Raw genomic sequence first — 15664 nt, forward strand, 5'->3', positions numbered from 1 at the left:
CCTTTTCCCCCCTATACGATATTCTCATTCTCCAACTCTCTTAATTGTTCTTCCTGAAGTCCCAGGAGCCGGAGATAAATCTCTTCATTGTGCTTGCCCATCCGTTCCGCGCCCGGTTCCTTCACCTTCCCCGGGGTACGGCTCAGCTTAGGAACAATGCCGGGCATCGGGAAATCCCCAAGATCCGGGTGCTCGACGTTGATGATCATTTCCCTTTCCTTATAGTGAGGGTCCTCCAGGATTTCCTTGGCTGTGTAAATCAGGCCTGACGGCACCCCTTTCTCTTCTAAAAGCTGCAGTGCATCCTTCGCATTAAGCGATTTGGTCCACTCCTCGATCAAAGAGTCCAAGAGTTTCATATTTTCGCCTCTGGCATGATGGGTTGCAAATCGTGGATCCTCACTCAGTTCCGGCTGCCCCATCGCCTCACATAAGCGTTTGAACACACCGTCGGCATTGGCGCCGATGACGATATAGGTTTTATCCAAGGTGAAATAAATATTGGACGGCGCGACACCAGGCAGGATATTCCCCATCCTCTCCCTTATGTAACCAGCCAGCATGTAATCCGGGATCAGGCTTTCCATGATCGAAAAGACAGATTCATAGAGGGCCGTATCCACCACCTGCCCCTTCCCTGATTTCGTTCGTTCATGGACAGCCACCAGGCACCCGATCGTGGCAAACAAAGCAGTAAGCGTATCCCCTATAGACACCCCAATCCTCGAAGGTGGGCGGTCTTTGAAGCCTGTCACATTCCGCAGGCCTCCCATCGCCTCCCCGACACTTCCGAACCCGGCACGGTCCTTGTAAGGTCCGGTCTGACCGAACCCTGACGTTCTGACCATGATTAATCTCGGATTGATTTTAGACAGGGTTTCATAAGAGAGATTCCATTTCTCCATCGTCCCAGGCCTGAAATTTTCGATGACGATATCCGCTTCTTTGACGAGTTCTTTTAAAAGATTCTGCCCTTTCTCTTCCCGAAGATTCAATGTGATTGATTTCTTATTCCTGGACTGGATCGGCCACCAGAGACCGACTCCATCCTTCGATTTCCCCCAATCTCTCATCGGGTCTGCCTTCCCAGGCGGTTCCACTTTGATGACCTCTGCTCCAAAGTCAGCAAGCAGCCGTCCGCTGAAAGGTCCCGCCAGCAATGTTCCAAGTTCTATGACCCGTAATCCTTCTAAAGGTAGCGTATGTTCTGTCAATTCCATCCCTCCTGTTTGAATTTTCTTAATCTTGTATACAAATTTAAACGCTTGTATACAATAAGTCAATAACTTATTTAAAAAAGGGCTAATATACCGCTTTCATTACATAAATATTGTATTTTTTAAAAAGTTTGTATACAATGAACGTGAGGTGTTGACATGGATGCATACGAATACATAAAAGGGGCCATTATCGACGGAAAGTTCGAACCGGGCATGAGGCTGGGGGAGGAATTTCTCGCAAAGGAATTAAACTTGAGCAGAACCCCCATCCGGGAGGCAATTAAACATTTGGAATCAGACGGACTGGTCGTTCCGTTAAAACGCGGGGTCGGAGTCAGAAACTTCTCAACAGAAGACATCCGTCAGATTTACGATTTGCGTACAATCCTTGAGGGCTATGCTGCGAGTCAGGCTGCCATTTACAGGACGGATGACGACATTCGAAAAATGGAAGAAGCAAACATCGTCTATGAAAGAGTCATCAATGAACATGTGGAGTCGGATATGGACAGCATCAAAGAAATCGTGGCCGTCAATCAACGATTCCACGAAGTCATCATTCAAGCAGCGAACAATGCCCATATCCACTTCCATCTCTCAAAGGTGGTGGTGGTCCCCATCGTATACAGATCATTTTATTGGTATAACGATTATCAACTTAAACAATCACTTGAGGTCCACAAAACGATCCTTCAAGCGATTCGCAACAAAGAACCGGAGCGCGCTAAAATTGCGATGCACGAACATATCTATCAAGGCCGCGATCATGTGTTGAAGCATTTGCAAGAAATAAAAAATAGTTGATTAAGAGGAGGAAACGAAATGATTGAGATCTGTGAGGTTGGGCCACGGGATGGTCTGCAAAATGAGTGCAAGATGGTTACGACAAAAGATAAAGTAAAATTGATTAATCGATTGATTGAAGCAGGAATCACTTACATTGAAGCCGTTTCGTTTGTAAACCCGAAAGTCGTTCCTCAGATGGCTGATGCAGAGGAAGTTCTCCTCCAGCTCCCGAAAGACAAGGGTATCAAATACGGAGGTCTCATCCTCAGCCGCTCGGGTCTCATTCGCGCGCTTCAAACGGATATCGATTATTTACACGTCGTCACTACGACAAGCGACACATTCAATCTTAGAAATGCGAAACGCACGGTCGATCAGGCTGTCACCGAATTGAGTCAGGTCATTAAAGAAGGCGTTCAGGCGAATAAAAAGGCCGTCGGAGTCCTCGGCACTGCATTCGGCTGCCCTTTCGAAGGGGAAGTCTCGCTGGATAAAGTACTATTTGCAGCTGAAGAGTTTATAAAAGCCGGCTGTACAGAGATTACCCTTGCAGATACAACCGGTATGGCAAATCCAATCCAAGTACAGTCAGTCGTTCAAACCTTCAAAGACCAATTCGGCGAAGACTTATCCTTAGGCCTTCACTTTCATAACACCCGCGGACTGGGACTTGCCAATACCCTGGCAGGCTACCAAGCCGGCGTACGCCGATTTGATTCCTCCATCGCCGGAATGGGAGGCTGTCCATTCGCCCCTAAAGCTGTCGGCAACGTGTGTACGGAAGATATGGTCAATATGTTTCATGGGATGGGTATTGAGACGAATACCGATCTTGAAAAGCTTTTGGAAACATCAAAATGGCTGGAAGGCATCATGGGGCGGCCTTTGGATGGGATGTTGATGAAGGCAGGGATTGCTTAACTAAAATCAAGAAATTAAAAGCCTGTGACCTTTTTGGTTACAGGCTTTGGGTGTTATAGTATCTATGCTTGTCAACTGTTTAGTAGTTGAACAATTTCTTTCGCTTTTTCCAGATGAATCCCTTCGATCGGACTATGATTTTTTCGCACAGCTGTACCAAAATGATAATAGCCTGTATTTACTGTTGAGTGAACAGAACAAATATTGCTTGCATTTAACCCACTTCCAACCAAAATTGAAATATGCTCAGATACTGTTTTCATTTCCTGTATGGTTTGCAAGCGACTGGAAAATTCACCATTTCCACCAGAAGTTAAAATCGTGGTTATTTCTTTGTATTGGGCTAATGTTTTTGCGGCCTGAACGGAATTGTTTGTAGAATCAATTGCCCGGTGAAATGTAACTTCCAATCCACTACATTCGGTTAATAACTCTTCAAGCATGTGGCGGTTGATTTCATGATTCTCATTCAGCACTCCTAGTACTACACCATTTGCACCTAATGAACGGATTATGTTTATATCATTTTTCATGATTAAAAAGTCGTCATAAGAGTAACAAAATGATTGACTATGCGGTCTTACCATCACATTGACCGGAATGCTTACACGGTTAACTACTGCGTCGATTAAGGAGTGACTTGGTGTTAAACCACCCTCTGTTAAAGCTGATACCAGCTCAATCCGATCTGCCCCTGATTGTTCAATTATTAAAGCATCTTCTAACGTTGTCGCAATAAATTCTATGTACATCGTATCAACCTTTCTTATACTGCTTTCTTTAAGCACAGGGACGGTTCTTGTGCTTCGGAAGCAAGAGAACCGTCCTTATAGTTCCCCGTAACTAAAATCTAGAAATTAAAAAGCCTGTGACCTTTTTGGTTACAGGCTTTGGTTGTTATAGATAATGACGGAATGACCCTATACTTCGACATCCTCTACCTCTTCAAGGATATTTTTCTTCAAAAGCATGAGCCCCCCTCTCTTCCGCAATCAAAAAAGAGCAGATTCATCAGCTGCCAACAAATAATTAATCCTTACTAAAATGTATATTCATTTCGCCCAGCAGTTGATAGAAAGATATGTCACTCATGGAGTTTAACCTGTGTTTCACAGTTGGAAATTCAAGTTCCCGGGTCGTTTGATTAGGGACAATGATACATGTTAAACCTGCCTCCACAGCAGCCGATGCCCCATTTGCAGAATCTTCAAAGGCAAGGCACTCTGAAGGCGATACATTTAAGTCTTCTGCTGCAAGCTTATATAAAGCAGGATCTGGCTTTACGAATTCAACATCGTCTGCCGTTCTGATTGTTTCAAAATAATCGATCAGATCAAGATTCGTTAAATGTTCCGTGACCCACTTTCTGTTCGAGCTTGATGCCAGTCCAATCCTTAGTCCTTCGGATTTAGCGCCCTTCAAGTATTCAAGGACCCCCGGCCGTGCTTCGAGCACGCGTACCCGTTCTGAAAATTTCTGCTGGTTTTGGGCTTTCAACAGCTCACGGTCTACCTTCACCGAGGCAAGTTCCCTTTCTAATAGATCAAAGATAGTGAATGTGCTTTTTGTACCGATATGTTCAATCCAATCGGCATAAGGAAATTTAAGACCATGGTCATTAAACATTTCTTGAAATATTTCCACATGAAGGGTTTCCGTATCTAAGATCAGTCCATCAAAATCAAAAATAACTGCTTTATACATTCCCTTCACCCTCTTTTATTCGTTTTGGTCTATAATATGTTCCAAACTCAATTTCACCCGTTCCGCAATTAAATAGTATTTGGAGTAATGGACAGGAGCATCATTTTCCCCGAAGATCACTTTATCCACCGATACGAGCAAATTTAAGCTATTCACCTTTAAGTGTCTTTGCAGTTCTTCATCGGGATGAACAAACTCCAAGTTCTTATTTACTCTTTTAAACTTTACTCCATAATCATCATGAATGATGGCGAAGGTTGAACTTTCAGGCGTAATTTTTTCTTCGATGCCAGGATAAAGGTCTGTCGGTAAATAGGCAAAGTCCAGACTTAACTCCTGGTCATTGCGATAAACTTTCCTAACCAGTTCTATATATTCATCGTATCGTTTTTCAAAAATCCGGTCTAAATCTTCATTACTATTCACTCTCTGGATGGAAATGACATCTTTCGTGATGGTATCATTATCGGTCGTCAGCCCTTCTGAAAAACCTTGCAAATCCAACAGATGAATTTCTTTTCGTGGAGCGCTTACAAATGTTCCTTTACCTCTGGCAATTTTCAGCGTACCTTCCTCCACTAATTCCTTGATGGCACGTCTGATGGATATCCGGCTGGCATTAAATATATCTCCCAGCTCTTTTTCAGTGGGGATTCGATCTCCTTCTTTTAATCCATTGTTATCAATATATTGTTTAAGGCCAGTCATGATTTCTTCATATAAATAATGCTGTAGATTGTCTTTTTCCATTGTCAACGCCTCAATATCTCAATTTTACAATAATTATACATGAACCACGGTTGAAATAAAATGAATTACATTTTTGCAGGGTAGCCAAATCCTCCATATACTTGACATGTGTTTTCAGCTGAGACTGTCCCTTTTTCAATTGCCTTTTCGATGTCGTTACTCTTCACATATTCGGTTAGAAAACCTGCAATCAGGCTGTCCCCTGCCCCCATTGTATCGACCACTTCTATGCTGTGCAATGTTTGTTTGTAGATGGTTTGATTATGAACAAATACCGCAGGCTCCCCTCCCCGTGTCAACCCGATTATTTCAAAGCCAAACGGTGCAAGGCTTTCAACAAATTCATTCAGTTCTGTTTGTGATAATTCTGCAGCCGAGAAGAAAGCATAAGATACATACGGGGCAATAGAAGAGATATAGTCCAGATCTTTTCGATTTGAAAAATCATACGATATCTTAATCTCTTTCGAAATCCTATCCAGTTCACTTTCCATGGAAGAATAGCAGCTTACATGGCACAGGTCGAATTGTTTAAGGTAGTCCACTTCTTCCGGAATAAGCTGGATTTTAAAGCGATGTTGGACAGTGTCTTTAGGTCCGCCGACAAATACCCTGTCGTTCTCTTCTGTAAGCGCCACTCTCGGCTGACCGGTAATGCCGATAGCCTCCCGTGAGAATCGGAAGTCTACCCCTTCTTCCTGCAGTGCTGCCTTTATATGATCAGCAGGTCCATCTGTAGCAAAAATACCAATATAAGCAACCGTGCTTGCGCCATTGCGTTTCGCATTTACAGCGACATTCACACAATTCCCGCCCGGAAAATATTCGTTACGATCCAAATAGCAGTCTACAACATTGTCACCAATCGTAATTAGTTTCATAGGTTTCTATCCTTTCACCGAGCCTTCTGATAAGCCTCGGACTAAATATTTTTGTAGAACAATCAATAGAATAACCATCGGTACTGATGCAATCACCATTCCAGATAATAAGACACCCCAATCGGTTCTTAAAGCATCCCTGAAGACCATCAAACCGGATGGAATCGTTTTCAATTCACTGGAATTGATAAAGACAGTCGCAAATAAAAACTCATTCCATGCATAGAAGGCGTTAATAATGACGGAAGTAATGACGATCGGGATGGACAAAGGCAAGTAAATCCTCCAATAGATCCCAAACTCGCTGCATCCATCAATCAAAGCAGATTCTGATAGCTCTTTTGGTACAGTGATGAAAAAAGCGCGGATGAGGATAATCGTAAGAGGAAGCCGGTAAGCCACATACGTTAAAATTAACGCCCATCTCGTATCAATTAAGTTAAAGAATGTTAGAATCTCAAACAAAGGTATGAGAGCAACCTCCGGATTCATCATTAAACCGCCAATGATGAATAGAAGGGCTGCATCAATCCAGCGGTTCCGGTACCGGGCAAGAACAAAGGCAGCCATCGTACCTGACATCACCGTAAAGAGGATTGAAAAACCAGTAACATACGCACTATTCAAGAAGTAGTTTTGAATCCCATTTTCCCAGGCCGATGCGTAATTTTCAAAATGCCATTCACTCGGAAGTGCCCAAACATTTGTATAAATTTCCTGATAACTTTTAAAAGAAGAGACAAACATCCAAAAAAGCGGGTATAGAATCATCAAGGCGAAAATCAATAATCCAAGAAAAACGATGTTTCTGGATATACGCGTTTTGAGCGGCATGTAGTTTCTTTGGGCAGCCGGTACCATTGGTTTTTCAGTTGCAAGATTTTCTAGTTTCATCTTCAATCCTCCTTTCCTGTTTTAGACACTTTGATCTGGACTAATGCAAAGATCGCTGACAACAAAAACATCAGTGTAGCGATTGAAGAAGCATACCCCATATTGTCCTTAAAGAATCCATTTTGATACATATGGACGGCTAGTGTCATCGAACTGTTGCCAGGTCCGCCATTGGTTAGAATATAGGGTTCATTAAAGACCAGGATGGAACCAGTGACAGTAATCAGCAAATTGACAAACATGGTTTCCTTTACTTGAGGGAGTGTAATGTGAAAGAACTGACGGACTTTCCCGGCACCATCTATGTGGGAGGCTTCATACAATTCAGCAGGTATTTTTTGGATAGCGACAATGAACAGCATCGTGATCAAGCCGATACTCTGCCATTGTGACATGGCAATAACACTGTAGATAGCAGTCGTGGAGTTGCCAAGCCAAGGTTTTGCAAGGTCACCGAGTCCGATTAACTCCAGAAAACTGTTTAACAAACCGATTTGCGGATTATATACAAAGCCAAACAACAGCGCGATGACCGAAATGGAGATCATAACAGGAATAAAATAAATGACCCTCAGTGCTGGAGCGACTCTCCGAAACAACTTATCTTCTAAAATACTTGCCAGTATCAAGGCAAAGAATATCTGAAAGATCACCGATATCGCTCCATATTTCACATTGTTCAAGAATGCGATCCCGATCACATCATCCCGGAACAATTCTTTTATATTACTTAAACCGACAAACTCTTTTGAATCTGAAAACACATTGAAATCAAAGAAGCTGTTATAAAAGTTTTGAATGAGTGGTATGTAAATGAAAATACCTAAAAATAGGACGGTTGGCAGAAGGAATAAAATTGGCGTAATAGACATTTTTTTAACATTCATGTGTGTCACCCGCTTTCACGATAATGAGAAAGCCCCGACACCCGAATGTCAGGGCCCTCCTTTTTACTCACTCATTTTCGCTGCTTCAGTTTGAACCTCTTTCATAATATCTTTTGGTGTTTTTTGTTTCGTTGCGAGTTCCTGACCGCCTCGCATGAAGATATCCGCAATCGAAATATCAACCGCATTATCAAACCATGGTGCTGTATTGGATGCGTCTAACACAATTTGATACGCTTCATAGCTGGTAGGACTCGTATTCTCTTCGGTGACACCATTTTTCACGGCATTTAATTGGCCGTCTGCTTTCGTAAATTCCTGGGCTGTTTCCTCAGAAGTCAAGAATTTCAGGAATTCAACCGCTTCTTCAGGAGCATCTTTGCTAAGCATCCAGCCTTCAGGAGCCCCCGTCAGGGAATCCGCTCGTCCTTCTCCATCCGTTACTTCAGGGAAGTTGAAGAAACCAATTTCTACATCCCCAATCTCTTGAACCAACCCTACTTCAGCAAACTGCATATAGAGAACCGGCACTTCTCCAGCAGCAAACATATTACGTGCAGCTTCATGATCAATGGCAGTGGAGACTTCTCCCATATAATCCGTCAGCTCTTGGAACATCTTTAACCCTTTAATATATCCTTCATCAGTATAAGGTGAATCACTTTCCAGCTTATAGTCTGCCTCGCGGATTTCAGGATCCACTACGCGGTCAAAGATCGTCCCCATATAGTGGGAAATAGCCCACGCATTTGTTAATCCTTCAACAAGAGGAGTTTCATAGCCAGCCGACTTTAATTGATCCAATGCTTTAAGCATCTCATCGTAAGTCTTTGGAACCTCAATATTATTTCTTTCAAAGATTTCTTTGTTGTAGAAGAAGGCTTTTCCATCTACTGTGAAAGGAATACCATATGTTTTATCATCAAAGGTAAACCCTTGATACTGGGATTCAAGAATATTCCCGCTCCATTCTTGATCTTCACTAATGATATCATCTAGTTCTTTTATCCTGCCAGAGCTTACTAGATTTTCAGCAAAAGAGTCTGACCATGAAGAGAAAATATCAGGCAGGCCATCATTTGATACTAAAACTCTAACCTTTTCTTTATAAGAGTCATTTAAAACAGAATCGACATTAATGGTGACACCAGGATGCGATTCTTCAAACTCTTTGATTTTCTCATCATAGAATGATTTTCTGGGCTCATTTGGCCAACGGTGAAAGAAATCAATAACGACCTCCCCTTCTTTAGATGCGGAACTTGATTCAGATGAGTTACAACCTGCCAGAAGACTGGCAGCGGTAAAGCCTACTAGAAGAAAGCTCAACATTTTTTTCACTATTATCCCCTCATCCATACCGTTATTTTTTAATAGATTTTACACCAAGTGAATAACAATTAATACTCCATTTTCCACATGTATCTTCTAACAGACAACGGGTGGCCAGTATGTTCGGCCAAACCATCTGCATACAGGCGCATGACAGGACCTGCCAGGGCTGGACCAAAATACTCTTTCAAATCATCATCCACACCGCTGTAATCGAATTTGCTGACGTCCACCACTTCTACTTTCTCACTGTATTTTGTGACGAAATCCAGCGCACGCTGATCTAAAGGCTTACTTGGACCCTCACCTACAATCAACAGGAATGGAACATCATAATCCGTGATTTCAAACGGCCCGTGGAAGTATTCACCTGAATGAATCGCATTTGAGTTGATCCATAACATTTCCATCAGCAGACAGCTGGTGAATGAGTATGCATGGTGATAATAAGCGCCGCTTGCCATCGTATAAATGGTTTTCTCTCTCTTATTCCGCTTACCGAAGTCAAAAGCCGCCTCTTTATGCTTCTCCTGATTCGTTTCGATTAATCCTTCAAGATTGCTTAACTGTTCAATTCCTCGATCATACTTTTCGTCACCTGTAAGGGTTTTTAACAATTTGAAAATAAATGTGTAATAAATACCGATTTCTCCATCGATGGCATTTGATCCATCTTTGTAATTGTAGTGAAGGACGTATTCTGCTTCTTTGCAAAGCGGGGATTCCGTATCCATAGAGATGGCAACAGTGACAGCACCTATATTTCTGGCATATGTAGCTGCTTTGACTGTTTCCGGTGTTGTTCCAGAGTGAGAACGCAAGATAACCAGACTGTTTTCATTTAACCCTTTAGGTTCGGAATGGACAAATTCGTTAGAAGTATAAACGAAGCTTGGTTTTCCAGTATCTTTCGTAACGAAGTAGTCACCAAACGATAAGGATGCCATTGATCCGCCGCAAGCGACGAAAAATACATTTTGAATATTTTTCTTCTCAATTGCGCTAATGGCGTTTTGGATCTGATTAACATGTTCTTGTTTCATTCCCTCCTTTCCATTATTTTTGATTGCTGATTGAGATAATGAATGTGTCATGAAAAGCACCTCCGAGATTTTATGATGTTATGTGACATCATATTGATAATTATAATACGTCATATGACGTTATATGTAAACAGTTTATTTATAATTTTCATACTATTTTAAATATACAAATTACGACAGATTCTGCAGTAGTATTTCAAGTCAGCACACGAAATAGCCCAATGTAATGGCATAAAAAAGACGTGCTTCTTTTGTTTTAAAAAGAAGCACGTCTCATTTCCTATACTCTACCTGGCTTAATTTTGATGGTTTTTTGAAGCAGCTTACCTTACTTCTGGGCTTAGTATTATGTCGGAAGTATCTTTGCTTGGAGAATACTTTCGTTAAAAAATCTTCCCCGGGAACCACCACCCTTGTTGGCTTAATAGAGATCTTTCAATACATTTCGAGTTTATTATCTGCAGTCATTATGGGTTGAATCAATATTTCATTGGTTATAGTTCATCTACCGGCAGGGACGGCCCCGCCGTTGACCCGTTACGGGAAACAGAATGATTTCTTGTGGGCAGAACCTTTTACATAAACCCAGAAAACCACAATCCCAAAGTCGTCCCAATATAATTCCCAATAATATACCCCAACGTCCCCACCACAAGTATCGGACCAATCAAATCCTTCCACCCTTTCGCAATGGCCATCGCAGCAGCAGTTGTCGGCCCTCCGACATTGGCATTGCTGGCTAGAAGGATTTCTTCAAGGTCATACTTTAATAGCTTTCCTGCTATCAAAGACACAGCCATATTCACTACGACAATAATGAACACAAATACAAGAAGCAGCGGAGCATTTTGAACAATGAGTGGGATCGATGCCGGAATACCGATCACCACAAAGAACAAGTAAATGAGGAACGTACCGATTTCCTGGCTTCCATTGATCGATTCAAAGTACTTCGGAAACAAGGCCAGTGCCAGGAATGTCAATGTCGTCAACATTAAGTACTGGTCGCCGAACAATCCATTCAGCAAATTGAGAAAGAAAGACGTCCCCTCACCAGAAGGAATCACTCCGTCCAGGAATTCGGCGATTTTAAACGAAACCATCACGAGAAGGAAGGCAGTCCCTACAGACAACGCAATATCCTTTAGAGAGATATCCTTTCGCTCCCAAAAGCTTTCCGCAAGGGTCTTTCCCTCTTCTTTCATTCTTCCGCTCTCCACTTTTTCCACATGAGGTGCGTTAAAGCGTCTTCTGAAAAAGCTCATAGCCGGAATCATCATCAGAACGATGAAATAAATCGCCATCATTAAATTGTCTGCGACCACGGCGGAAGAAACCATTTCCCCAGGTGCTTCGAACTTAGCTGCCATAGCTGCAAAATTGACCCCGCCACCAACATAAGAGGCACTGAGCATGGCGCCAATTTTATCAAGGACTGGTATATAATCCTTTAACAAAAAGAAACTGATGATCACCCCTGCGACCGTTCCGATCGAGCTGATCAAGAAAAGAATCAACAGCCTCCCGCTTTCCTGCCAGATTTTCTTAAAGTTCACATGGAAAAGCAGCAGCGGAATCGCAAGGGGAATGATAAATGTCCAGACAGCATCATAAACCGGTGATTCTGTTGGAATAACTCCCGTATTTGATAGAATAATAGCACCTATCAGCGCCACAATGGCACCAGAAATCTTCGCCGCCCAACTGTAGCGCTGTTCTAAAATAATGCTCATCGAAGCCCACACCACAATAATTCCCCACAACGTCACATAATCCTCTGCTTTAATTAAAGTCTGCTCCAAAACGTTTCCTCCTTTTTACAGTTTTTCTCACTATCCATATAGTACCTATATCAGGTGGAAAATTCAAAATATTGGTGATAGTGGAGAACGTAAAAATATCAACACCGATTGAGTAATCCACTACGTTTTCCAAATCGTGTATACTATATTTAGACCAGATTAAACCATTAGGAGGAAGATACCTTGTCTATAGCTGCCTACTCAAAGTTCAATCAATTTAAAAATAAAATCCACTCATTATCCGAACCGACAACAAATGAATCGCTTATAAATGAAACATTCCTATTAGAAAAAGATACCAAGAAGAAACTCGAAATCTACTATGCTCCTTTTGAACACCTAAACGAGCAGGCGAAAGTCGTCATCGTCGGGATCACTCCTGGCCTACATCAAATGAAAAAGTCATTTGAAACAGTATGGAATTTGAAAGAAGAGAACCTCAAAGACGAAGAAGTCTTACACGAAGTTAAAAAGAACTCAAGCTTTGAAGGCCCGATGAGAAAAAACCTCATCAACATGTTGGATGAACTTAATCTTCCCAATCACTTAGGGATTTCATCCACAAGTGAGCTATTTGAATCATCCAGCCATTTGGTGCAAACAACTTCCATACTTCCCTATCCCGTTTTCTATAATGGTAAGAACTACAGCGGCTCGACTCCCAACATTGTGAAAACAGAGGTACTTCGGGAATACATTCTTCAATCGTTCCCAAAAGAGATGGATCATATGAATCATCCACTGATTGTTCCTTTAGGTGTGAATGTTTCAAAAGCCCTGTCCTATCTTGCCGAAGAAGGTCTTATTGATTCTGCGTCCATCTTAAATGGCTTTCCTCATCCTTCTGGAGGAAATGGGCATCGACATAAGCAGTTTGCTGATTATAAACAAGGTATGATCGAGTGAATCCAGCCAAGAGATTTTACCACCCTTGCCATCTTTTTTACCACTCTCCGCCAAGGAAGTTACCACTCTCTGCCAACACGTTTACCAATGGATAAAAAAGCCCTACAGATTAACATTCTAGTAATCTGATAGGGCTTTTATTGTTAAATTTACTACTTAGAGTGGTTACTGAAGTAATCGAAGATTATCTTTCTAGATCCTTCATAAATATCTTGCTCAGTCCATCTATAAGGAACAGGTTCTTCGCCGTATACCTCTAAAAGCTTTTCATTTAGTTCTTTTGGGAAGGGAAGCCAGGTTTTGTAACCCATCCAATAATAGTATTCTTCAATCTTCTGAATCTCTTTTGGGGTTAATGTAGCCATATCAAGGTTACCTGACTAACCCATGGCGCTCACGCATAGAAACTTCGCCATCTAGGAGAATTTGATAGGAGTCATGAATAATACGATCTAAGATTGCTTCCGCAATCGTTTCATTTCCTAGCTTTAAATGCCATCCACTAGGATCTATCTGTGAACAGAATATTGTGGAACACACTTTATGACGAGCTTCTGTGATTTCCAAGAGGATTGCTGCTTCATCCGTTGTTAAATCTGTTAATAGCCACTCATCTAAGATAAGGAGATCTACTTTCGTATATTTTTTTATGCTCTTCCGATAGCTTCCGTCTGCTGCTAATTTAGCGAGTGAGAGTTCATCCAGTAATTCTGGTAAACGAATATATTTAACGTTGAAAAACTGTCGACAAGCAGATACTCCGAAGGCAGTAGCCATGAATGACTTTCCTGAACCTGTAGGGCCTTTTAATATAATATTGTGACTATCAAGGATATAAGTACAACTAGCCAGCTTCAAAATCAACTCTTTGTTTAGTCTTCGATCCGCATGATATTCTAGGTCTTCAACACATGCATTGGAGTTAAGAAAAGTCGCTGTTTTAATTAATCGTTGAAGCTTATTGCTCTTTCGACGGGCATGTTCTAAATCTACAAGTAAACTAAATCGATCTTCAAAAGTCATTTTTTGAAACTCTTTATTTGCTGCTTGTTCCTTATAGGCTTCCGCCATTCCACTTAGTTTCATTTCAATTAATTTGGTTAATGTTTGTTCATTCATCATTTATCCGTTCCTCCATAGTAAGAAGCTCCACGTGTAAAGCCATAATTATTTTGATTGATTTCTGTTTTCCGTTTCAATTCTTGCTCTGCGTCATTCTTTTTGTTCGTCTTCAGTAGCGTTTGAATACTTTTGACCGTTGGTCTTTTAGTCATTGAAAGCACCATTTTACAAGCACGTTCAATCTCATATTTACTGTAGCGACGCTCAAACTTTTTCAATGAAAATATGGACTGTAGGGCTAGCTTCTCTGTCTGTGAAGTATCAAGAAGATATCGAATGACCCTTAATGTTGATTCTCCGATATTTTCTGCCCATTCAACCGCAGCTTCTGGGGTTTGATCAACGAATAACTTGTGATTATCTGGCATGTGGTCAGGTAGAGTGGTAGTCTGTCCAAATTTCCCATATAATCGTTTATGAGAGGCAATTCTCATATGGTTAAAAAATACTTCTATGAGGTTATCTGACACTCTCACCTCGACTTCTCGATTGATATATTCGTATGGAACGGAATAAAACATACTATCAAAGGAAACGTGATAGTCAGGGGCTACATTTGTCTTTTTCCATTCAGACATTTTATAAGGTGCTGCTGGAAGGGGAGAAAGGGCAAATTTCTCCTCTTCTTCAAAGGCAGACAAACGAGACCCTTTTTTTCGAGTAAAGGGTCTTTTATTGAACTCATCTAATTTCTTCCTAACCTCTTCGTTCAGTTCATCAATAGTAAAGCAATGCATATTTCTTAATGCTGCAATAATCCATGTAGAGATAACTCCTACCGAACCTTCTACACTAGCTTTATCCTTAGGCGTACGCACTCTCGCTGGCATGACGACAGTGTTGTAGTAGTCCGCCATCTCTTTGTAGGCAGGATTCAATATTAATTCACGGGTCGTATGCTTCGTAACGCTCGTTTTTAAATTGTCTGGAACGACAATCTGGGTCGTGCCACCAAAATACTTATAGGCATTATTGTGAAGGGTAATCCATGAATGTGAATCCATAGATAAACTTGCTTCTGCATATGAAAATTGGCTGCACGGCAGGGTGGCAACGAACACATAGGCCTTTACTTTTTCTCCAGTGTCTCTATCAATAATGAAAGCTGTGGAACCTGCCCAATCGACTTCCATGATTTCACCTGGTTTTCTTCGAATGCGCAAAGTGGCTTTATACTTATCCGCATAATGACTATAGTGCCGCAAAAAACTTCGATAAGAGTATGGAATCTTTTGATTTGCTCTACACTCAGCTTCATATTCATGATGGAGAAGTGAGAGTGTCACATTCGGCTTAGCCAACTCTTCATGAATATAGTCAAAATTCAAAGGATGTCGCCCGTGATTATTGCAGACAGAATGAGCCATTAGTGCATAACTTTGAGCCACCTAATGCGGACGAGAAAGCCACCAAGTG

16 protein-coding genes are annotated in these 15664 nt (G+C 41.6%); 3 read left to right on the forward strand and 13 right to left on the reverse strand.

What is annotated here, in order from left to right:
• Positions 1-11: 11 nt before the first annotated feature.
• Complete coding sequence (locus ATG71_RS22735; protein ID WP_098441626.1) at positions 12-1214, reverse strand: CaiB/BaiF CoA transferase family protein; 1203 nt, start codon at positions 1212-1214, stop codon at positions 12-14.
• A 162-nt stretch (positions 1215-1376) separates the two neighbouring features.
• Here ATG71_RS22735 and ATG71_RS22740 point away from each other — a divergent pair, with 162 nt between their 5' ends.
• Both ATG71_RS22740 and ATG71_RS22745 read left to right on the forward strand, forming a co-directional pair.
• Positions 1377-2024: a GntR family transcriptional regulator gene (locus ATG71_RS22740; RefSeq protein WP_098441627.1), complete on the forward strand. Its 648-nt coding sequence runs from the start codon at positions 1377-1379 to the stop codon at positions 2022-2024.
• 18 nt (positions 2025-2042) lie between these two features.
• Entirely contained in the window at positions 2043-2927 is an 885-nt protein-coding gene (locus tag ATG71_RS22745) for a hydroxymethylglutaryl-CoA lyase (RefSeq protein WP_098441628.1), read from the forward strand.
• Positions 2928-2998: 71 nt separating this feature from the next.
• Here ATG71_RS22745 and ATG71_RS22750 read toward each other — a convergent pair whose 3' ends face one another.
• The 9 genes from ATG71_RS22750 to ATG71_RS22790 all read right to left on the reverse strand — a co-directional run bounded on the left by ATG71_RS22750 (position 2999) and on the right by ATG71_RS22790 (position 12220).
• Complete coding sequence (locus tag ATG71_RS22750; RefSeq protein WP_098441629.1) at positions 2999-3679, reverse strand: copper homeostasis protein CutC; 681 nt, start codon at positions 3677-3679, stop codon at positions 2999-3001.
• A 277-nt stretch (positions 3680-3956) separates the two neighbouring features.
• Positions 3957-4631, reverse strand: a complete 675-nt coding sequence (locus ATG71_RS22755; protein ID WP_098441630.1) for an HAD family hydrolase — start codon at positions 4629-4631, stop codon at positions 3957-3959.
• Positions 4632-4646: 15 nt separating this feature from the next.
• A complete protein-coding gene (locus ATG71_RS22760) occupies positions 4647-5381 on the reverse strand; it encodes a GntR family transcriptional regulator (protein ID WP_098441631.1) in 735 nt (244 codons plus the stop codon).
• A 65-nt stretch (positions 5382-5446) separates the two neighbouring features.
• Positions 5447-6262 (reverse strand): PfkB family carbohydrate kinase, encoded by an 816-nt coding sequence (locus ATG71_RS22765; RefSeq protein ID WP_098441632.1) that lies wholly within the window; start codon positions 6260-6262, stop codon positions 5447-5449.
• 6 nt (positions 6263-6268) lie between these two features.
• Entirely contained in the window at positions 6269-7156 is an 888-nt protein-coding gene (locus ATG71_RS22770; RefSeq protein WP_098441633.1) for a carbohydrate ABC transporter permease, read from the reverse strand.
• Positions 7157-7158: 2 nt separating this feature from the next.
• Positions 7159-8043 (reverse strand): carbohydrate ABC transporter permease, encoded by an 885-nt coding sequence (locus ATG71_RS22775; RefSeq protein WP_098441634.1) that lies wholly within the window; start codon positions 8041-8043, stop codon positions 7159-7161.
• 63 nt (positions 8044-8106) lie between these two features.
• Complete coding sequence (locus ATG71_RS22780; protein WP_286163145.1) at positions 8107-9375, reverse strand: ABC transporter substrate-binding protein; 1269 nt, start codon at positions 9373-9375, stop codon at positions 8107-8109.
• A gap of 68 nt (positions 9376-9443) precedes the next feature.
• Positions 9444-10469, reverse strand: a complete 1026-nt coding sequence (locus ATG71_RS22785; protein ID WP_286163103.1) for an SIS domain-containing protein — start codon at positions 10467-10469, stop codon at positions 9444-9446.
• Between the two features lie 524 nt (positions 10470-10993).
• Entirely contained in the window at positions 10994-12220 is a 1227-nt protein-coding gene (locus ATG71_RS22790) for a DUF819 family protein (protein ID WP_098441636.1), read from the reverse strand.
• Positions 12221-12403: 183 nt separating this feature from the next.
• Between ATG71_RS22790 and ATG71_RS22795 the strand changes: the two genes are divergently transcribed.
• Entirely contained in the window at positions 12404-13126 is a 723-nt protein-coding gene (locus ATG71_RS22795) for a hypothetical protein (protein WP_098441637.1), read from the forward strand.
• A gap of 152 nt (positions 13127-13278) precedes the next feature.
• Here the strand turns inward: ATG71_RS22795 and ATG71_RS22800 are convergent, their stop codons facing one another.
• Genes ATG71_RS22800 through istA form a run of 3 tightly spaced genes read right to left on the reverse strand, consistent with a single transcriptional unit; the run spans position 13279 to position 15576 of the window.
• Complete coding sequence (locus ATG71_RS22800; protein ID WP_098441638.1) at positions 13279-13491, reverse strand: hypothetical protein; 213 nt, start codon at positions 13489-13491, stop codon at positions 13279-13281.
• Positions 13492-13498: 7 nt separating this feature from the next.
• Entirely contained in the window at positions 13499-14248 is a 750-nt protein-coding gene (istB, locus tag ATG71_RS22805) for an IS21-like element helper ATPase IstB (protein ID WP_179886618.1), read from the reverse strand.
• Positions 14245-15576: an IS21 family transposase gene (gene istA / locus ATG71_RS22810; protein ID WP_286163104.1), complete on the reverse strand. Its 1332-nt coding sequence runs from the start codon at positions 15574-15576 to the stop codon at positions 14245-14247. Before istA ends, istB begins: the two co-directional genes overlap by 4 nt.
• Positions 15577-15664 lie beyond the last annotated feature (88 nt).

Source organism: Bacillus sp. es.034, from assembly GCF_002563655.1.
Lineage (GTDB): Bacteria > Bacillota > Bacilli > Bacillales > Bacillaceae_B > Rossellomorea.